17 protein-coding genes, 1 pseudogene and 1 riboswitch are annotated in these 19,954 nt (G+C 61.0%); of the genes and pseudogenes, 12 read left to right on the top strand and 6 right to left on the bottom strand.

Features of this window, described 5'->3' with window-relative positions; genetic code table 11:
* Positions 1–34: 34 nt before the first annotated feature.
* Entirely contained in the window at positions 35–1,456 is a 1,422-nt protein-coding gene (hldE, locus tag PSH65_RS29290) for a bifunctional D-glycero-beta-D-manno-heptose-7-phosphate kinase/D-glycero-beta-D-manno-heptose 1-phosphate adenylyltransferase HldE (protein WP_052965997.1), read from the top strand.
* A 151-nt stretch (positions 1,457–1,607) separates the two neighbouring features.
* On the opposite strand, the gene PSH65_RS29285 is transcribed toward hldE, so the two are convergent.
* The 4 genes from PSH65_RS29285 to PSH65_RS29270 all read right to left on the bottom strand — a co-directional run bounded on the left by PSH65_RS29285 (position 1,608) and on the right by PSH65_RS29270 (position 5,121).
* Positions 1,608–2,573 carry a metal ABC transporter ATPase gene (locus tag PSH65_RS29285; protein ID WP_305423950.1) on the bottom strand — a complete coding sequence of 322 codons (966 nt, stop codon included), beginning with the start codon at positions 2,571–2,573 and terminating at the stop codon, positions 1,608–1,610.
* 32 nt (positions 2,574–2,605) lie between these two features.
* Complete coding sequence (locus tag PSH65_RS29280; protein ID WP_123721520.1) at positions 2,606–3,418, bottom strand: aldo/keto reductase; 813 nt, start codon at positions 3,416–3,418, stop codon at positions 2,606–2,608.
* Positions 3,415–4,590, bottom strand: a complete 1,176-nt coding sequence (locus PSH65_RS29275; RefSeq protein WP_305423948.1) for an FAD-binding oxidoreductase — start codon at positions 4,588–4,590, stop codon at positions 3,415–3,417. The genes PSH65_RS29280 and PSH65_RS29275 overlap by 4 nt, the downstream gene beginning before the upstream one ends.
* Before the next feature lie 198 nt (positions 4,591–4,788).
* Positions 4,789–5,121: a multidrug efflux SMR transporter gene (locus tag PSH65_RS29270; RefSeq protein WP_008004867.1), complete on the bottom strand. Its 333-nt coding sequence runs from the start codon at positions 5,119–5,121 to the stop codon at positions 4,789–4,791.
* 103 nt (positions 5,122–5,224) lie between these two features.
* Between PSH65_RS29270 and PSH65_RS29265 the strand changes: the two genes are divergently transcribed.
* Positions 5,225–6,115, top strand: coding sequence for a LysR family transcriptional regulator (locus PSH65_RS29265; RefSeq protein ID WP_305423947.1), 891 nt, complete (start codon positions 5,225–5,227; stop codon positions 6,113–6,115).
* 22 nt (positions 6,116–6,137) lie between these two features.
* A complete protein-coding gene (waaA, locus tag PSH65_RS29260) occupies positions 6,138–7,418 on the top strand; it encodes a lipid IV(A) 3-deoxy-D-manno-octulosonic acid transferase (protein WP_305423946.1) in 1,281 nt (426 codons plus the stop codon).
* Between the two features lie 180 nt (positions 7,419–7,598).
* On the opposite strand, the gene PSH65_RS29255 is transcribed toward waaA, so the two are convergent.
* Positions 7,599–9,038, bottom strand: coding sequence for a TolC family outer membrane protein (locus PSH65_RS29255; RefSeq protein ID WP_305423945.1), 1,440 nt, complete (start codon positions 9,036–9,038; stop codon positions 7,599–7,601).
* A 206-nt stretch (positions 9,039–9,244) separates the two neighbouring features.
* Positions 9,245–9,350, top strand: a riboswitch (TPP riboswitch).
* A gap of 166 nt (positions 9,351–9,516) precedes the next feature.
* Here PSH65_RS29255 and thiC point away from each other — a divergent pair.
* On the top strand, positions 9,517–11,406 hold the full coding sequence (gene thiC / locus PSH65_RS29250) for a phosphomethylpyrimidine synthase ThiC (RefSeq protein ID WP_030130464.1): 1,890 nt from the start codon (positions 9,517–9,519) through the stop codon (positions 11,404–11,406).
* Between the two features lie 78 nt (positions 11,407–11,484).
* Positions 11,485–12,777 carry a putative hydroxymethylpyrimidine transporter CytX gene (gene cytX, locus PSH65_RS29245; protein ID WP_305423944.1) on the top strand — a complete coding sequence of 431 codons (1,293 nt, stop codon included), beginning with the start codon at positions 11,485–11,487 and terminating at the stop codon, positions 12,775–12,777.
* Here cytX and PSH65_RS29240 read toward each other — a convergent pair.
* Positions 12,746–13,492, bottom strand: coding sequence for an RsiV family protein (locus tag PSH65_RS29240; protein ID WP_305423942.1), 747 nt, complete (start codon positions 13,490–13,492; stop codon positions 12,746–12,748). The two genes, cytX and PSH65_RS29240, sit on opposite strands and share 32 nt — an antisense overlap.
* Before the next feature lie 213 nt (positions 13,493–13,705).
* On the opposite strand from PSH65_RS29240, the gene PSH65_RS29235 reads away from it, so the two are divergent.
* The 7 genes and pseudogenes from PSH65_RS29235 (at position 13,706) to PSH65_RS29205 (ending at position 19,946) form a co-directional block, all read left to right on the top strand.
* Complete coding sequence (locus PSH65_RS29235) at positions 13,706–14,323, top strand: NUDIX domain-containing protein (RefSeq protein ID WP_305423941.1); 618 nt, start codon at positions 13,706–13,708, stop codon at positions 14,321–14,323.
* Positions 14,314–14,766 carry a DUF1249 domain-containing protein gene (locus PSH65_RS29230; RefSeq protein WP_008004854.1) on the top strand — a complete coding sequence of 151 codons (453 nt, stop codon included), beginning with the start codon at positions 14,314–14,316 and terminating at the stop codon, positions 14,764–14,766. Before PSH65_RS29235 ends, PSH65_RS29230 begins: the two co-directional genes overlap by 10 nt.
* Positions 14,767–14,864: 98 nt before the next feature.
* Positions 14,865–15,680 (top strand): 3',5'-cyclic-AMP phosphodiesterase, encoded by an 816-nt coding sequence (cpdA, locus tag PSH65_RS29225; protein ID WP_305423937.1) that lies wholly within the window; start codon positions 14,865–14,867, stop codon positions 15,678–15,680.
* Positions 15,681–15,882: 202 nt separating this feature from the next.
* Positions 15,883–16,492 (top strand): annotated as a pseudogene (locus PSH65_RS29220) (YqiA/YcfP family alpha/beta fold hydrolase).
* A 42-nt stretch (positions 16,493–16,534) separates the two neighbouring features.
* Positions 16,535–18,439 carry a DNA topoisomerase IV subunit B gene (parE, locus tag PSH65_RS29215; RefSeq protein ID WP_192346001.1) on the top strand — a complete coding sequence of 635 codons (1,905 nt, stop codon included), beginning with the start codon at positions 16,535–16,537 and terminating at the stop codon, positions 18,437–18,439.
* Complete coding sequence (locus PSH65_RS29210; RefSeq protein WP_305423935.1) at positions 18,439–19,428, top strand: esterase-like activity of phytase family protein; 990 nt, start codon at positions 18,439–18,441, stop codon at positions 19,426–19,428. Before parE ends, PSH65_RS29210 begins: the two co-directional genes overlap by 1 nt.
* Positions 19,425–19,946, top strand: coding sequence for a TIGR02281 family clan AA aspartic protease (locus PSH65_RS29205; RefSeq protein WP_305423933.1), 522 nt, complete (start codon positions 19,425–19,427; stop codon positions 19,944–19,946). Before PSH65_RS29210 ends, PSH65_RS29205 begins: the two co-directional genes overlap by 4 nt.
* Positions 19,947–19,954: the final 8 nt, after the last annotated feature.

The following is a 19,954-nucleotide window of genomic DNA, read 5'->3' as shown; positions in this document are numbered from 1 at the left end:
TATCCGCGACGCTTTTATCGCCCCTGGAGTTTCCATGAAGTTATCCATGCCACGATTCGATCAGGCCCCTGTCCTGGTGGTCGGTGATGTCATGCTCGACCGTTACTGGCATGGTGGTACCTCACGGATTTCTCCTGAGGCACCGGTACCGGTAGTCAAAGTCGAGCAAATCGAGGACCGCCCCGGCGGTGCCGCCAACGTTGCCTTGAACATTGCCGCGCTCGGTGCGCCAGCCTCGCTGGTTGGCGTGACCGGCGACGACGAAGCGGCTGATAGCCTGGTCAATAGCCTCAAAGGCGCCGGCGTGCGGGCGTTGTTCCAGCGCATCGCGCACCAGCCGACCATCGTCAAGCTACGGGTGATGAGCCGTCACCAGCAATTGCTGCGTATCGACTTCGAAGAACCTTTCTCCACCGACGCCCTGGCGTTGGGCGAGCAAGTCGACGAATTGCTCGAAGGCATCAAGGTGCTGGTGTTGTCCGACTACGGCAAAGGCGCGCTGAAAAACCATCAGGTGCTGATCCAGGCCGCCCGCGCCCGTGGGATTCCGGTGCTGGCCGACCCCAAGGGCAAGGATTTCTCGATCTACCGCGGCGCGAGCCTGATCACCCCGAACCTCAGCGAGTTCGAAACCATCGTCGGTGGTTGCGCCGATGAGCACGAGTTGGTGAGCAAGGGCGCGCAGCTGATGCACGACCTCGACCTCGGCGCTTTGCTGGTAACCCGTGGCGAGCACGGCATGACCTTGCTGCGCCCGGATCATCCGGCGCTGCACCTGCCGGCCCGTGCCCGTGAGGTGTTCGACGTGACCGGCGCCGGTGACACGGTGATTTCTACCCTGGCGGCGGCGATCGCCGCTGGCGAAGAACTGCCCCACGCAGTGGCCCTGGCCAACCTGGCGGCGGGCATCGTGGTCGGCAAGCTCGGTACCGCAGCCATCAGTGCCCCGGAATTGCGTCGTGCTATCCAGCGTGAAGAAGGTTCCGAGCGTGGTGTGTTGGGGCTGGAGCAGCTGCTGCTGGCAGTCGATGATGCGCGTGCGCACAAAGAGAAGATTGTCTTCACCAATGGCTGCTTCGACATCCTGCATGCCGGCCATGTGACCTACCTCGAACAGGCGCGTGCCCAAGGCGATCGTCTGATCGTGGCGGTCAACGACGATGCGTCGGTGAGCCGTTTGAAAGGGCCGGGTCGTCCGATCAACAGCGTCGACCGTCGCATGGCCGTACTGGCCGGCCTGGGCGCCGTGGACTGGGTAATCAGCTTCGCTGAAGGCACCCCGGAAAACCTGCTGCGCGAGGTCAAGCCGGATGTGTTGGTCAAGGGCGGCGATTACGGGATCGACCAAGTGGTCGGCGCGGACATCGTCACTGCTTACGGCGGGACGGTGAAAGTGCTGGGGCTGGTGGAAAACAGCTCGACGACGGCGATTGTCGAGAAGATCCGCAATCACTGAAGCGGCGCGCTCACTGTGGCGAGGGAGCTTGCTCCCGCTGGGTCGCGAAGCGGCCCCAAAGCCATAGATCGCGGTTTTTCAGATTGATCGCGTCGCGAGTTTTACGACTGCTGCGCAGCCGAGCGGGAGCAAGCTCCCTCGCCACAGGTTTCTATCGTGCGGCCTTGCGCGGCACGATTCTTTTCAGCAGTTGCTTTGCTTTTCCATGCAAGCGAGCCAAACCGGAATCTTTCCCCGGCGGGCTCAAACCCTGTTGCCGCACCCAGTCCTTCCAGCGAATCCGCTCATCCTTCACCAGCCACCCTTCCTGCCGGGCAAAACTCTCCGCCAGATATAACCCACGGGTACTCGCCGGGTACAGTTGATCCTTTTTCAGGGTATAGAGCTCGGCCATTGGCTGGCCGTCCTGCAGTGGCATCAGATACAAATCGGGACGTTTACGATCGAGCCGGGCCACCAATTGATCGCCCTCCAGCCGTTCGTCGACATGAAACAGGCTCAGGGATTTCGCTTCCTTGGGCACGTCCAGACGCAAGTCATAGATCAATTGCAGCGACGCAGTGGGCAAATGCACATAGGCCCGCGGGCGCTCGATCAGCGGCATGTTGGCGCAACGCACCGGCCGCGCCGAGCCGGACAGCGGTGTCAGGCGAAACGGCAGGGCTTCGCGGTAATGCAGGGCAGACGAGTAGGGCGCGGGCAGCCAGGTGTCGTTGAAACGCCCGCTGAGCCAGCCTTCCGGGGTTTCCAGCAGGCACTCTTCGGCGATTTCCTGGGTCGCCGTGTGCAGCGGCAGGTTCAGTTCATGGGCCGGCACATAACCCGAGATCAGTTTGAGCACCACATCGCCGCGGTCCTGCCGACGTTGACGCACCAACACCCAGTAATCGCGATTCTGCCAATGCAGGGTCAGGCGCACCGAGACCCCGAGATTTGCCAGCTCCAGGGCGAACCGCTCGCTGTCGGCCACCGCCACCGGGCGGCGACGTTGCAAAGTCTGGGAGAAATTCAACGGCATCCCGACGCTCTGGTAACTCAGGCCTTCGGGTGTCGCTTCGACGAATAACGGCAGGGTCTTGAAGTTGCTCGGGTTCTTTCTGATCAGCGTACGCGGCATGTCGACTCCTGCTTAAGGCCGCGTGGGCGGCATCAATGGCTACGAAGGACCTGGGCAACGGTCGCGACGTTGTGGGCGAGGTGCAGCGGATTGATGGTCCCGACAATAGCACTGGCCACACCCGGGTGTTCAAACAACAACTCGAAGCTGGCACGCACCGGGTCCACGCCCGGACTCAAGCAGACGTGGCCGCTGGCCAAGGCTTTTTTGACCAGGATCGCTTTGCCGTGAGCAGCAGCATAGTCAATGACCGGCTTCTCGTTCTGTTCGTTCAGATTGTAGGTGACCATCGCGCAATCACCTTGTTCCAGAGCCTTCAAACCGCCTTCGACGGTTTTTCCGGAAAAACCGAAACCGCGAATCTTGCCTTCGCGCTTGAGTTCGGCAAGGGTCGCATAGACCTCGCTGTCATTGAGGATCGCCAGGTCGTTGCCGTCGGAGTGCACCAACACCAGATCGATAACATCCGTCTCCAGACGTTGCAGGCTGCGTTCCACCGACAGGCGAGTATGGGCGGCGCTGAAGTCGTGACTCGACTGGCCGTCGGTAAACTCTTCGCCAACCTTGCTGACGATCACCCAGTCCTGACGTTGACCCCGCAGCAACGGGCCAAGACGCTCTTCGCTGCGGCCATAGGCCGGTGCGGTGTCGATCAGGTTGATGCCCAGGTCGCGCGCGAGTTTAAGCAGCATGCGCGCCTCGTCATCGCCGGGAATCTGGAAGCCGTTGGGGTATTTCACCCCTTGATCGCGGCCAAGTTTCACCGTGCCCAGGCCTAGAGGCGATACCAACAGGCCAGTGCTGCCCAGAGGGCGATGCAGATCGTGCAAGGTGGGTTGGCTCATGGCAGCAGTTGCTCCCAGGCAGGGACGCCCATCGGCGGTTTTGGCAGTTCCGGCAGCGGCGCCGGATGGCTCGGCTGAATGCCGTCGCGTTGCAGTGCGGCGAGGACGCGGTCAGCGAAGTCCGGTGCCAGGGCCAGTTTGGTCGGCCAACCCACCAGCAGGCGATCCTGCTCGGCGAGGAAGGCATTGTCCGGGCGGGTCAGGCCCGATTGCAGCGGCTCGGCGCGTTCGACTCGCAAGGTCGCCCACTGCGCGGTGCTCAGGTCGATCCACGGCAGCAGGTTGCCGAGTTCTTTCTGCGCGGTGGCGATCTGCGCCGCAGGATCGCGGGCCACGCCTTCGGCTTCGGCGATGTCGCCACCCAGGTACCAGACCCACTGGCCATCGGCGGCCGGGTGGGTGGTCACGGTGATGCGCGGCTTCGGCCCGCCGCCCAGGCAATGGGCGTACAGGGGTTTGAGGCCGGAGCCTTTGACGATGATCATGTGCAGGGGGCGGCGCTGCATGGCCGGCTGGCTCAGGCCCAGCGCCGTGAGCAGGTCGGCGGTGCCGGCACCGGCACTGAGAACGATGCGCTGGGCGCGGATCTCGCGCTCGTCGACTTTCAAACCGACCAGTTCGCCGTTTTCCAGCAGCGGCTCGATGTGCTGACCGGCCAGCAAGCCGTCTCCAGCCAGATCGGCCAAGCGCTGGATCAGGCTCGGCACGTCAACCACCAGTTCCGCCAGGCGATAGACCTTGCCCTTGAAGCGCTTGTCTTGCAGGGCGGGCGGCAGTTGCTCGCCCTTGACCTGATCGACCCGCCCGCGCACGGCTTTGCTGGCAAAGAAACTGGTGAGATTGCCGGCGAGGGTGCCGGGGGACCAGAGGTAATGGGCTTCGGACAGCAGACGTACGCCGGACAAATCCAGCTCGCCGTCGCCGGCCAGCGCTTCACGCCAGCGACGCGGCATGTCGGCGATGGCTTCCGAGGCGCCGGTCAAGGCGCCGTGCAATGCGTACTTGGCGCCGCCGTGGATGATGCCCTGAGACTTCACGCTCTGCCCGCCACCGAGGCTGGCGCTTTCCACCAGCACGGTCGAAAAACCCTGGCGACGCAGGCGCGCATTCAGCCAGAGGCCGGCGACACCAGCGCCGACAATCAGAACGTCGGTGGAAATAACGGATGGCATGCAGCGACCTCAGTGTTCAAGACGAGGGCGCAGTATACAGACTCGAAGAAAAGGGGATTGTTGGTGATCAATTGGATGGATGCAAAACCTGTGGGAGCGGGCTTGCTCGCGAATAGGGCGTGCCAGTCGATATCAATGTTGCCTGGCACACCGCTTTCGCGAGCAAGTCCGCTCCCACAATAGATCGTGCTTAGGGCTTTAGTGCCCGGCAGTCTTGGAGAACAGCTGAATAACCACAACGCCCAACACAATCAGCGCCATCCCCAGCATCGCCGGCACATCCAGCTTCTGCCCATAGATAAACAGCGCCGCGACGCTGACCATCACAATGCCCATGCCGGCCCACACCGCGTAAGCCACACCCACCGGAACGCTGCGCACCACCAGCGTCAGCATCCAGAACGCAATACCGTAACCGACGATGACCAGCAGCAGCGGCAGTGGCGTGCTGAAACCCTTGACCGCTTTCATCGAAACAGTGGCGATCACTTCGGCGCAGATGGCGATGGCCAGATAGTAGTAAGCGGTCATGGGTTAATCCTCGTGTGAAGTGTTGCTTTCTGAGGTCGGCATTCTAGAGATTCGCCAGATGCGGTAAAGTCATTACCTATCTGTTCTGAAGATGGGTTGAACCATGAACATGCAATGGAATCTGGAACAGCTGCGCTTGTTTGTCAGCGTCGCGGAACAGCGTTCGTTTTCCGCGGTGGCGCGGGATCAGCGCAAGGCGCAGTCGGCGGTCAGCAGTTCGATTGCGCTGCTGGAAGAGGACCTGGGTGTCAGCCTGTTTGATCGCAGCAGTGGTCGTCAGCCGAAACTCACCGAAGCTGGCACTGCTCTGCTTGAAGAGGCGCGGGAAGTGCTGCGCCAATGCGAGCGCCTCAATGGCCGGGCATTGGCGATGATGCGTGGCCAGGAAGCGAGTCTGCGTGTGGCTCAGGACGAAGCAATGCCCTATCAGGCGGTGGTTGAAAGCTTTGAGGCTCTGGCAGAAAAGTTTCCCAGTCTCGAAGTGCAACTGACCAGCGCTGCCCAGGGTGATGTCGCGCGCAAACTGGTGGAGCGCCGGGCTGACCTGGGCTTGCTGTTTTATCACGAGCAGATTCCCGAAGCCCTCGAGCGGCGAGTGCTGGGCAGTGTTGAAATGGTCACCGTGTGCGGCGTGGGGCATCCATTGGCCAAGCAGACGCAGGTCGATTGCCAGCAATTGGCGCAGCATCGACAGTTGCTGATGTCCACGCAGTCCAGCGTCTATCCCGGCAGTGAGCCGGCCAGCCCGCAGGTCTGGCGCGCCGACAGTTTCTACGTGATGGCCGAATGGGTGATGCGCGGTCTTGGTTGGGCCTGGTTGCCACGACATGTGGTGCAGTACCCGGCGTATCAGGATCAGATGGTCGAACTGGCCAGCGAATGGACGCCACCGGCATTGATTGTCGAACTGGTCTGGCGCCGCGACGAGCCTCTCGGCCCGGCGGCTCGTTGGCTGGCGGAACGTTTTGCCGTGCACTTGCAGGCGATCGGCTAAAAAACCGATAAACTCCGCCGCCATGAATAGAACTCTCTACACCGCGCTGTTTTACCTGGGGCTGCCATTGGTAGCGATTCGGCTTTGGCTGCGGGCGCGCAAGGCGCCGGCGTATGCCAAGCGCATTGGCGAACGTTTCTCCCTCGCGCTGCCGGCAATGAAGCCGGGCGGTCTCTGGGTGCACGCGGTGTCGGTGGGCGAAAGCATCGCCGCGGCGCCGATGATCCGTGCCTTGCTGCAACGGTATCCGACGCTGCCGATCACCGTCACCTGCATGACCCCGACCGGCTCCGAGCGCATCCAGGCGCTGTTCGCCAATGAGCCGCGCATCCAGCATTGCTATTTGCCTTATGACTTGCCCTGCGCAGCAAAGCGATTCCTTGATCGGGCCCGGCCGAAACTGGCGGTGATCATGGAAACCGAGCTCTGGCCCAACCATATCCATCAGTGCGCCAAACGCGGAATTCCCGTGGCCCTGGCCAATGCGCGACTGTCCGAACGTTCGGCCAAGGGCTATGGCCGCTTCCATAAATTGACCGGGCCGATGCTCGCCGAGATGAGCCTGTTCGCGGTGCAGACCGAAGCCGAGGCGCAGCGCTTCCGGAATTTGGGCGCGCGCCCGGAAACCGTCGAAGTGACCGGTTCGATCAAGTTCGACCTGACCATCGACCCGCAACTGCTGCAGCGTGCTGCGAAGTTGCGCGGACAATGGCAGGCGCAGGAGCGTCCGGTATGGATCGCCGCGAGTACCCATGAAGGCGAAGACGACGTGGTGCTGGCTGCCCATCGTCGACTGCTGGCCAATCATCCCGATGCCTTGCTGATTCTGGTGCCGCGTCATCCGGAACGCTTCAACCCGGTGTTCGAATTGTGCCGGCAGCAGGGTTTCGCCACGGTGCGGCGTTCGACGGGCGAGCCGGTTACCGCAGCCACTTCGGTGCTGCTGGGCGACACCATGGGCGAGTTGCTGTTTCTCTATGCATTGGCCGACAGCGCGTTCGTCGGTGGCAGCCTGGTACCGAACGGCGGGCATAACCTGCTGGAGCCTGCGGCATTGGCCAAACCGGTGCTCAGCGGGCCGCACCTGTTCAACTTCCTCGAAATCGCCGCGCAGTTGCGCAGTGCCGGAGCGTTGGCCGAGGTCGATGATGCCGAAGGTCTGGCGCTGGCGGTGCAGCGGCTGTTCGAATTGCCGAGTGATGCGCAGCGAATGGCAGAGGCGGGGCTGAAGGTGATGCGCACTAACCAGGGCGCGTTGCAACGGTTGCTGGACGGGTTGGGCAGGTTGATCGACAAGTCCTGAGTTTGTCACTGATCAATTGTGGCGAGGGAGCTTGCTCCCGTTCGGCTGCGAAGCAGTCGTGGAATCAGCCGATGCGGTCTGCCTGACAGACCGCATGCTCAGGGTTTGGGGCCGCTTCGCAGCCCAGCGGGAGCAAGCTCCCTCGCCACAGGTAATCCTCCTCAATACAGGGTTTACCTTTTATTGAGCAGGATTAGCCCGTAATTGCTCCGCCGCAGCCTTGGCCAGATCCGGCGGCAGGAAATCCTTGTCCGGGTTGTAGTCGGCTTTGAGATAACGCGTCAGGTCCTGCAAATCCCCGGGGTTCAAGGTGCCGGCGGCCTGCTTCAAACGCAGGTTGTCGAGGATGTAGTCATAGCGGGTGTTGTTGTAGTTGCGCACCGAGGTGTACAGCTGACGCTGGGCATCGAGCACGTCGACGATATTGCGCGTCCCCACCTGATAACCGATTTCGGTCGCTTCCACCGCGCTTTGGTTGGAGATGATCGACTGTCGGCGTGCCTGCACCTGCTCGACGTCGGTGTTCACGGCGCGGTGCAAATTGCGGGTGTTTTCCACGACCTGACGACGCAGCGCTTCGCGTTGCTGCTCGGACTGAGTCAACCGTGAATAGGACTCACGCACCTGCGAGCTGGTCAGGCCGCCACTGTAGAGCGGGATGCTCAATTGCAGGCCGACAGTGCGCTGCTCGACATCGCCGCCGTAACGCACGCCATTCGGGTTCGGGTTGGTAAACCCGAGGGCGTCGTTGTCACCTTTCTTGTATTGCGCAACCGCATCCAGGGTGGGGGCGTGGCCGGCCTTGCGCTGCTTGAGAGTCTCCTCGGCGGCGCTCACCGCGTAGTTGCTGGCCAGCAAATTCAGGTTTTGTTTGGCAGCGGTGTCGACCCAGGCTTTGGCATCGTTCGGTACCGGCGGCAGGATTGGCAAGGTGTGGACGATGCCCTGAATCGAATTGTACTGGCGGTTGGTCAGGGTGATCAGCGCTTCGAACGCATCATCTACCTGACGCTGAGCGAGAATCCGGTTGGCCCGTGCCGTGTCGTAACTGGCTTGGGATTGCAGCACATCGGTCTTGTCCGACAGGCCAACGTCGAAACGTTCGTTGGACTGGTCGAGTTGACGCTTGAACGCCGCTTCTTCGGCTTTGGTCGAGGCCAGGGTGTCCTGGCTGCGCAGCACGTTGAAGTAGCTTTCGGCACTTTGCAGGATCAGGTTTTGTTCCGTGGCCGAGAGTTGCAAGGCTGCCTGTTCGTTGACGTCCTTGGCGGCCTGCAACTGGAACCAGCGATCGGCGCGGAAAATCGGTTGCGCCAGGGTCGCCTGATACGCCGTGCCACTGCGGGTCGAGGTCAGCGATGGCTGGTCGAGCGAGGTGCGGGTGTTGTTCAGGTCGGCACCGGCGGACAGGTTGGGCAACAGCCCGGCGCGGGCCTGTGGCACGACTTCCTTCTGGGCCCCGTATTGGGCGCGGGCGGCGGCGATGTCGGCGTTGTTGTCCACCGCTTCCTGATAGACGCTGACCAGGTCAGTCTTGGTCGATAAGGGCGCTTCAATTGCCCAGGCCATTCCATTGGACGCACAAGACACGGCAAGGGCCAGTGAGAGTTTGCGCAGCATGAGGCCATCCCTAAAAAATTACGCTGATAATTTGAGCGCCAAGGCTACGGCGCGGCGCACTGCAGCGTCAAGGCAGAGCGTCAAGGCGCGGCACGGCGTAGCGAGTGTAGTTGCACGCAAGCACGGCAACAATCCTGCAATTGCGCCATTCATCATGGTGTTTGCTGCGGAGTTGGCGTTCTTTGCCGGTTGTGTCTAGACTGGCCGGGTTCTTGTCGGGGTGCCTTGCTATGAGGCTGAGATCGAATAATTTCGGATCCCGTTGAACCTGATCAGGTTAGCGCCTGCGTAGGGAACAAGATTTCTCGTCACCCGGCGAGTCCTCTTGTGCTTCGTCCGGGATGTTGTTCGACAATCGAACACCCCTCGAGCACCGAGCACAGCACCAGCTGGTTTTCCCAGCGCCCGTGCGTCCATTCGTTTACAGGTTCGCTCCGACAAAAATCCACTGCCTGGATGTGTGTCTGGAGAGCCCGTGATGACTACAAAATCAAAAATCGAAACCAATCTGAGTGACTCGGCCAAGGTCGATCAGCAATCGGTTCAGCCGTTTACCCGCTCGCAAAAAATCTATGTCCAGGGCACTCGCCCGGACATCCTCGTGCCGATGCGCGAAATCAGCCTTGATGTGACCCCGACCGACTTCGGCGGTGAAATCAACGCACCGGTGGTGGTGTATGACACCTCGGGCCCGTACACCGACCCCAACGTCATCATCGACGTGCGCAAAGGCCTGGCCGATGTGCGTTCGCCGTGGATCGAATCCCGTGGCGACACCGAACGTCTGCCCGGCCTGAGCTCGAACTTTGGCCAGGAACGCCTGGCCGATGCGGAATTGACCAAGCTGCGTTTCGCCCACGTGAACAACCCACGCCGCGCCAAGCCGGGTGCCAACGTCAGCCAGATGCACTATGCGCGCAAAGGCATCATCACCGCTGAGATGGAATACGTTGCCATCCGCGAAAACATGAAGCTCGAAGTGGCCCGTGCCGCGGGCTTGCTGGACCAGCAGCACGCTGGCTACAGCTTCGGCGCCAGCGTGCCGAAAATCATCACGCCGGAATTTGTCCGTGAAGAGATCGCCCGCGGTCGCGCGATCATTCCGGCCAACATCAACCACACCGAACTGGAACCGATGATCATCGGCCGTAACTTCCTGGTGAAGATCAACGGCAACATCGGCAACAGTGCACTGGGTTCGTCCATTGAAGAAGAAGTGGCGAAACTGACCTGGGGCATTCGCTGGGGTTCGGACACGGTCATGGACTTGTCCACCGGCAAGCACATTCACGAAACCCGCGAATGGATCATCCGTAACTCGCCGGTGCCGATCGGTACCGTGCCGATCTACCAGGCCCTGGAAAAAGTCGGCGGCGCCGCTGAAGACCTGACCTGGGAGCTGTTCCGCGACACGCTGATCGAGCAGGCCGAGCAGGGCGTCGACTACTTCACCATCCACGCCGGCGTGTTGCTGCGCTATGTGCCGCTGACTGCCAAACGCGTGACCGGTATTGTTTCCCGTGGCGGTTCGATCATGGCCAAGTGGTGCCTGGCGCATCACAAGGAAAACTTCCTCTACACCCATTTCGAAGACATCTGCGAAATCATGAAGGCCTACGACGTCAGCTTCTCGCTGGGCGATGGCCTGCGTCCGGGCTCGATTGCCGACGCCAACGACGCCGCACAATTCGGTGAGCTGGAAACCCTTGGCGAGCTGACCAAGATCGCCTGGAAGCACGACGTTCAGTGCATGATCGAAGGCCCGGGCCACGTGCCGATGCAGTTGATCAAAGAGAACATGGACAAGCAGCTCGAGTGCTGCGACGAAGCGCCGTTCTACACCCTCGGCCCGCTGACCACCGACATCGCCCCAGGCTACGACCACATCACCTCTGGTATCGGTGCGGCCATGATCGGCTGGTTCGGTTGCGCGATGCTTTGCTACGTGACGCCGAAGGAACACTTGGGCCTGCCGAACAAGGATGACGTGAAGACCGGGATCATCACTTACAAGATCGCCGCTCACGCTGCCGATCTTGCGAAGGGGCATCCGGGCGCACAGATTCGCGACAATGCCTTGAGCAAGGCGCGTTTCGAATTCCGTTGGGAAGACCAGTTCAACCTCGGCCTGGACCCGGACACCGCGCGTTCATACCACGACGAAACCCTGCCGAAGGACTCGGCCAAGGTCGCGCACTTCTGCTCCATGTGCGGGCCGAAATTCTGCTCGATGAAGATCACCCAGGAAGTCCGTGAGTATGCGGCCAACCAGCGGATCGAAACGGTCGATGCGGAAGTTGCGCAGGGATTGGCGGAACAGGCTGAGCGGTTCAAGCAGGAAGGTAGTCAGTTGTACAAGAAGGTTTGATCTGATCCGAAAGGTCGGGGCCTGAGAGGGCCCCATCGCGGGCAAAAGAACAGCAAATGTCCCTCTGAGATAACACCCTTGAGCATTCAACCCAGCACATATTCCCCTGATATCGCGGTGCCCAAAGACAAACGCGTGTTCGGCGGCCGTGATCTGTTTTCCCTGTGGTTCTCCCTCGGCATCGGCCTGATGGTGTTGCAGACCGGCGCACTGCTCGCACCGGGTCTGGGACTGTCCGGTTCATTGCTGGCGATTTTTCTCGGCACGCTGGTCGGCGTTCTGCTTCTGGCCGCCGTCGGCGTGATCGGCAGCGACACCGGCCTGTCGTCGATGGCCGCGCTCAAACTCAGCCTCGGCAAACAGGGCGCGAGCCTTCCAGCGGTGTTGAACCTGCTGCAACTGATCGGTTGGGGTTCATTCGAAATCATCGTCATGCGCGACGCTGCCAGCCTGCTCGGCGCCCGTGCCTTCAGCGAAGGCAGCCTGCTGTCGAATCCGCTGCTTTGGACAGTTTTCTTCGGCGGTCTGGCAACTTTGCTGGCCGTCAGCGGGCCACTGACCTTTGTGCGCAAAATCCTGCGCAAGTGGGGCATCTGGCTGCTGCTGGCCGCGTGTATCTGGCTGACCTGGAACCTGTTCGCCAAAGCCGATCTGGCCGCGTTGTGGGCGCAGGCCGGTGATGGTTCGATGCCGTTCGCCGTGGGCTTCGACATTGCGATCGCCATGCCGCTGTCGTGGTTGCCGCTGATTGCCGACTATTCGCGGTTCGGCAAGCGTGCGAAGAATGTCTTCGGCGGTACGGCGCTGGGCTTCTTTATCGGCAACTTCTGGCTGATGAGCCTGGGCGTGGCCTACACCCTGGCGTTCGCGCCGAGCGGTGAAGTGAATGCCTTGCTGCTGGCATTGGCCGGTGCAGGTTTGGGGATTCCGTTGCTGCTGATTCTGTTGGACGAGTCGGAAAACGCCTTTGCCGATATTCACTCGGCGGCGGTGTCCAGCGGGATTCTGTTGCGCTTGAAAGTCGAGCATCTGGCTTTGGCCATCGGCGTAGTCTGCACGCTGATCGCCTGCCTGGCGCCATTGGCCCAGTACCAGAATTTTCTGCTGTTGATCGGCTCGGTGTTTGCGCCGCTGTTCGGCGTGGTGCTGGTGGATCACTTCATCCTGCGCAAACGCAGTGCTCATGTAGCGTCAGCCGCATTGCGCTGGCCGGCGTTGCTCGCCTGGTTGGGCGGGGTGAGCACCTATCATCTGCTGGCCAATCTCTATCCTGACATCGGCGCAACCCTGCCGTCGCTGGTGCTGGCAGGGCTGCTGCAACTGCTGCTCGGTCGAGCCTTCAGCTACGGCCGGGAAACAGTTCAGGCTTGAGAATGCCGTTCAGGCGCGGGTAGGGGATCTTCAGTTCGACGTGGCCCAATGCGTAAGGCGCAAGGGTGCTCACTTCGTACTTGAGGATCACCCCGCCGTAGGTCAGCGCCACGTTCTGGGTTTTCACGAAGGGCCAGCTCTTCACGAACTCCGGTTCCTGATCCAGCTTGGTGCTGATCAACCAGCTGTTGTGCGCCACTTGGGCCGCTTTCCAGAACGCCTCTTCCTGTCCCGGGATCAACATGTCCGAGAGGGTCAGCGCCTTATGCTGTTGACGTGAATAGTTGATGAAACCGCGGCCCGGCGTGCCATGCGCACCGCCGGTATCCAGGTAGCTAGACAATTCAACGATCACCAAGCCGTCATGCTGCTCACGTACCTTGGCTTGCAGGTAGCTGCTGTAGCGCGGGCCGGCACTGCTCAAAAACTGCTCGCGATATGCCGCCAGCGTCGGTGCTACGGGGGCTTCGGGTGAGGTGCGGGTCATTTGCAGCAGGCGTTTTTCGATGAGTCCGTCAAGCGCAGGCTCGTCCGGGAAGCGCAGGGTATCAATGTTCACCAGCGGGCAGTCAGGGGTTGTGCAGCCTGGTTTCAACTGTTCCGATGCGTCGCGGGTAGTTTCCAGCGGCGCCCGGTAGTTGGGCTGGAACAAACTCTGGCAGGCGCCCAGGGTCAGGGCGATTGCGGCCACGGAGGCGATTTTAAAAAGCGACATGGGCGTCCTTGATAAAACAGGGAAAGGCGAAAAGTTACCCGCTTCGACTCTCAACGAAGCAGTCAGTTCGCCACTAAGCTAATTAGAGTTGGTTTCGCCCTCACCGTCTATCCCGCTGACTGGAAAGGGGCTGCATCAAACATCGCGGGCGCGTTAGGATGGCGCGAAGTCGAGGTTGGAGCCTCGGACAGGATTTGTAGAACGAGGATTGTCATGACTGATTTTGCCAACGCCATTCCGACCGCCGTTGATATCGTTCGGCGCGAAAAGTGCTACGAGGGCTTCTACAAGCTCGACCGCGTGCACTTGCGCCACGAATTGTTCGCCGGTGGCATGAGTCGCGAGATCAATCGTGAACTGTTTGTGCGCCATGATGCGGTGTGCGTGCTGCCTTACGATCCGCAGCGCGACGAAGTGGTGCTGATCGAGCAGTTTCGCGTCGGCGCCATGGGCAAGACCGACAACCCGTGGCTGATCGAACTGGTCGCCGGTCTGATCGACAAGGATGAAGTACCGGAAGAAGTTGCTCACCGCGAAGCGCAGGAGGAAGCTGGGCTTGTATTCGGGGCACTCTGGCCGATCACCAAATATTTTCCATCGCCGGGTGGCAGTAACGAGTTCGTGCATTTGTACCTGGGGCGTTGCGACAGTGCCGGGGTGGGCGGCCTGCATGGGCTGGAGGAAGAGGCTGAAGATATTCGCGTCACGGTCTGGGCCTTCGAAGATGCCCTGCAAGCCGTGCGCGACGGACGTATTGCCAACGCGCCAAGCATCATTGCCTTGCAATGGCTGGCTTTGAACCGCGTTGAAGTGAGGGGGTTATGGTCGTAAACAAGCTGCGCGATCGCTACCGGATCGACCTCGTGGGGCTGCAAGCCTCCTGCGAGGCCAACTACGCGCGCCTGATGCGACTGCTACCGGACATGCGCAACGAGCCGCAGGCGCGGCGCATTGCCGTGACCCACGGCGACCAGATGCTTGGCGTACTGGCCCTCGAAGTGCTGCAAGTCTGTCCGTACACCACAACCCTGCAAGTGCGCCAGGAGCACAGCCTGCCGTGGCTGCCGGTGCCGCAACTGGAAGTTCAGGTCTATCACGACGCGTGCATGGCCGAAGTCGTCAGCGCCGAACATGCACGACGCTTTCGCGGCATCTATCCTTACCCGAACGCCGCGATGCATCAGCCGGATGAAAAGGCTCAGCTCAATCTGTTCCTGGGGGAATGGCTGAGTCACTGCCTGGCCTGTGGGCACGAGTACGCAGTCGTTCGGTAGTTGTGAACTGCGTCCGGTTCACAGGTTTCCTCTTTTGATCGTCCCCCAGCATAATTGCGGCACTTATCCATCCCGTGATCACGCCCTGGGAGAACGCCTTGCCGAGCGTATCCACATTGACCACCGCCGATCCGGCGTTGCTGGTGCAACTCTCCGATAGCCATCTGTTTGCCGAGACGGACGGGACATTGCTGGGCATGAATACCCGCGACAGCCTGCAAAAAGTCATTGAGCTGGTAAAGCTTCAGCAGCCGCAGATCGACCTGATCATTGCCAGTGGTGATCTTTCCCAGGACGGAACGCTGGAGTCGTATCAGCTGTTTCGTGACCTGACCCGACAGATTGATGCGCCGGCACGCTGGATTCCCGGTAATCATGATGAGCCGCGGCTCATGGCCGAGGCGGCGGTGCACAGTGCATTGCTGGAGCCGGTGGTGGACATCGGCAACTGGCGGGTGACGTTGCTCGATTCGGCGGTGCCGGGTTCGGTGCCGGGGTATTTGCAGGATGAGCAGTTGCAGTTGCTCGTGCGCTCGTTGAGCGAGGCGCCGCAGCGGCATCATCTGGTGTGTTTCCATCATCATCCGGTGTCGATCGGGTGTGCATGGATGGAGCCCATTGGCTTGCGCAACCCAGAAGCGTTGTTCGCGGTGCTGGATCGCTTTCCACAGGTGCGTGCGGTGCTGTGGGGGCATGTGCATCAGGAGATTGATCGACTGCGCAACGGTGTGCGCTTGATCGCATCGCCCTCGACTTGCATTCAGTTCGAGCCGGGCAGTGATGATTTCAAGGTGAGCGAGCAGGCGCCGGGGTATCGATGGTTGCGGTTGTTGCCGGATGGCCAGCTCGAAACAGGCGTTGAGCGCATCACCGGTTTCGATTTCCAGATTGATTACGGCTCTAACGGCTACTGATTTATTTATCATTTCCAAAGACCGACGCGCGGCCATCGCGGGCAAGCCCGCTCCCACAGGGTTTTGTGAGCGCCTCAAATCCTTGTGGGAGAGGGCTTGCCCGCGATGGCGTTCGCTCAGGCGACATGATTTCCACGCATATCCCCGATTCCTCCGACACCCTGTAAACTGCGCCTCTTTACCCGACGCCCAGGGAGCTCAAATGTCCGGTTCGATCCTTTATATCCACGGTTTCAACAGCGCGCCTGCGTCGAAAAAGGCCTGTCAGTTGATTAATGTGATGGAACGGGCTGGGCTTGAGCGATCAGCTGCGTGTGCCGGCCTTGCATCACCATCCTCGCGAGGCCATCGCTCAGCTGGAGCAGGCGATTGCCGAGCTGGGGCGGCCACTGCTGGTCGGCAGCTCACTCGGCGGCTACTATGCGACTCACTTGGCCGAGCACCATGGCTTGAAAGCCCTGTTGATCAATCCTGCGGTCAGCCCGCACCGGATGTTCGACGGGTTCCTGGGGACGCAGAAAAATCTGTATACCGATGAGACTTGGGAATTGACCCACGACCATGTGACGGCCCTGGCCGAGCTGGAAGTGCCGGCACCCAAGGATCCGCAGCGGTTTCAAGTGTGGTTGCAGACCGGCGATGAAACGCTGGATTATCGCCTCGCCCAGCAGTATTACCGGGCCTGTGCCTTGCGCATTCAGGCGGGCGGCGACCATAGTTTCCAGGGTTTTGCCGAGCAATTGCCGGCAATGCTGAGTTTTGCCGGCATCGGCGCAGATTTGTATCAGGCGATTGATTTCACAGCACTGTGATCATTGCCCCCTATTTTCACTGAACACTGACGACGAGACCCCATGGCCACTCCCAGCGCTAGCTCTTATAACGCAGACGCCATCGAAGTCCTCTCGGGCCTCGACCCGGTGCGCAAACGCCCCGGCATGTATACCGACACCAGTCGGCCGAACCACCTTGCCCAGGAAGTCATCGACAATAGCGTCGACGAAGCCTTGGCTGGGCACGCGACGTCGGTGCAGGTCATCCTGCATGCCGATCACTCCCTGGAAGTCAGCGATGACGGCCGTGGCATGCCGGTGGACATTCACCCGGAAGAGGGTGTGTCGGGTGTCGAGCTGATCCTCACCAAGCTCCATGCGGGTGGCAAGTTTTCCAATAAGAACTACCAGTTCTCCGGCGGTTTGCACGGGGTGGGTATCTCCGTGGTCAACGCCTTGTCGACCGAAGTCCGGGTGCGTGTAAAACGCGACGGCAACGAATACCAGATGACTTTCGCCGACGGTTACAAAAAAACCGAACTGGAAGTGGTCGGCACCGTCGGCAAGCGCAACACCGGCACCAGCGTGTTCTTCGCGCCGGACCCGAAGTACTTCGATTCACCGAAATTCTCCATCAGCCGCCTCAAGCACGTGCTCAAGGCCAAGGCCGTTCTGTGCCCGGGGCTGCTGGTCAGTTTTGAAGACAAGGCCACCGGCGAGAAAGTCGAATGGCATTACGAAGACGGCCTGCGCTCCTACCTGGTGGACGCAGTCAGCGAATTCGAACGCCTGCCGGACGAGCCATTCTGCGGCAGCCTGGCCGGTAATAAAGAAGCGGTCGATTGGGCGCTGCTGTGGTTGCCCGAGGGCGGCGACAGCGTTCAGGAAAGCTACGTCAACCTGATCCCGACAGCCCAGGGCGGTACTCACGTCAACGGTCTGCGTCAGGGCTTGCTCGACGCCATGCGCGAGTTCTGCGAGTTCCGCAGCCTGTTGCCGCGTGGTGTGAAGCTGGCGCCGGAAGACGTCTGGGAGCGTATCGCTTTCGTCCTGTCGATGAAGATGCAGGAACCGCAATTCTCCGGCCAGACCAAGGAGCGCCTGTCCTCCCGTGAAGCGGCCGCCTTCGTTTCCGGCGTGGTCAAGGATGCTTTCAGCCTGTGGCTCAACGCCAACCCGGAAACCGGCATGTTGCTGGCCGAACTGGCGATCAACAACGCCGGCCGTCGTCTGAAGGCCAGCAAGAAGGTCGAGCGCAAACGCATTACCCAAGGGCCGGCATTGCCGGGTAAGCTCGCCGACTGCGCCGGGCAGGACCCGATGCGTTCCGAGCTGTTCCTGGTGGAAGGTGATTCCGCTGGCGGTTCGGCCAAGCAGGCGCGGGACAAGGAGTTTCAAGCGATCCTGCCGTTGCGCGGCAAGATTCTGAACACTTGGGAAGTCGACGGCAGCGAAGTGCTTGCCAGCCAGGAAGTGCACAACATCGCTGTAGCCATCGGTGTCGATCCGGGTTCGGCGGACATCGCCCAGCTGCGTTACGGCAAAATCTGCATCCTCGCCGACGCCGACTCCGACGGTCTGCACATCGCCACGTTGCTCTGCGCTTTGTTCGTCCAGCATTTCCGTCCGCTGGTGGATGCCGGTCACGTCTACGTCGCCATGCCGCCGCTGTACCGTATCGACTTGGGCAAAGAAATTTACTATGCCCTCGACGAGGCCGAGCGCGATGGCATTCTCGATCGCCTGGTGGCCGAGAAGAAGCGCGGCAAACCACAGGTCACGCGATTCAAAGGTCTGGGTGAAATGAACCCGCCGCAGCTGCGCGAAACCACCATGGACCCGAACACTCGGCGTCTGGTGCAGTTGACGCTGGAAGATTTCGACGCGACCTCGGAAATGATGGACATGCTGCTGGCGAAAAAACGCGCCGGCGATCGCAAGTCCTGGCTGGAGTCCAAGGGCAACCTGGCCGAGGTTCTGGGCTGATGCGATTTGGCTGGGCCCTGGCGTGTGCGTTGCTGCTGACCTCGGTAACGGTTTCGGCGGAGCCTGCCCCCGAGCTGCGCCTGTTATCCGAGCATGCCGTCGAAGGCATGCGCGGCGGCAATCTGTCGGGGCTGGCCCAGTGCGGCAAGGATCTGTGGACCGTCTCGGATCGTGACGATGATCAAATCTATCGCCTCGACACCCGCAACACGACCTGGCAAGCCGAAACCGTGCGCATCGACGTACCCCTGGTGCCCGACAGCGGTTTGCCCTGGGGGTTGCGTTCGCGGACCTGGGCGGCGACGTTCGTGCGGGGTGGGAACCTGGATTTCGAAGGTATCACCTGTGACAGCGCCGGCAATCGTTACATTGTCAGCGAGGCGCACGCCGCGGTGCTGCAGGTTCCGCCCATCGGGCCGGCGTCCTGGCTGAAAATCTCGCCGATGCTGGTACGCGAAGCACGGGCCAGCGGTATGTTGCTGCACTTCAATTCGTTGTTCGAAGGCTTGGCGATCAATCCAGCCGGTGACACGCTGTGGCTGGCCGCCGAACGTGAGCGCCGCGGTTTGCTGCTGATCAAGCGCCAGCAAACGGTCTGGGACTGCAAGGGTGGTTGTGTGCTGCTAAGTGAGGCAGGGGTGGAGATGCAACCAGCGCAATTTCCCAAGGCCAGAGCGCGCTCCCGGGATTTTGCCGATCTGTCATTGTTTGACGGCAAATTGTTTACCCTTGAGCGCAATGCCTTTCAGGTTTGCCGTCGCGATGCGGTGACGGCCAAGGTCGAGCGCTGCTGGTCGTTTGCCGCCGAGGCCTTGCAGGAAAACCGTCGTTATTCACAGCCCTTTGGGCTGGCGGAAGCGTTGATCGTGGACGCCGACGGTGCCTGGATCGGTATCGACAACAATAATGGTGCGCGCGTCGATGGCGAGAAACGCCCGATTGTCTGGCGCTTTGCCGCGCCTGAAGGTGGCTGGAGTGCCAAGCCATGAGTCAACAGCCGCCGGGCAAACGCGCCGGTCGGGTGTTGATGGTGTTGGCCTGGTGCGCCGCGCTGTTTCTGGCAACGCGGTTTTTCGGTCAGTGGGAGGCGCGTCAGCAAAATCCCAACACCGTCGTCAGCTCCGAGCAGGGCGAAGGTTTTATCGAAGTGAAGCTGATCAGCAACAGCCAGGGGCATTTTATCGCCACTGGCCAGATCAACGGCCAGCCGGTGGAGTTCATGCTCGATACCGGCGCAACCGATGTGGCGATCCCGGCCGAAGTGGCCGAGCGGCTGAAACTGGAAAAAGGCTTTGGGGTGACCCTGAGCACGGCCAATGGCTTGAGCGAGGGCTATCGAACCCGCCTCGACCGGCTGCAATTGGGCGACATCGTGCTGCGTGACGTTCGCGCGCTGGTGGCGCCCGGTTTGCACGGCAATCAGGTGCTGCTCGGTATGAGCGCACTGAACAAACTTGAATTTACCCAGCGCGGTGGCACCATGCTGCTGCGCCAGACAACGAACTGATGAGGCCC

It is taken from the genome of Pseudomonas sp. FP603, assembly GCF_030687415.1.
GTDB lineage: Bacteria > Pseudomonadota > Gammaproteobacteria > Pseudomonadales > Pseudomonadaceae > Aquipseudomonas > Aquipseudomonas wuhanensis.
This window is presented reverse-complemented; position numbering and strand designations above follow the sequence as displayed.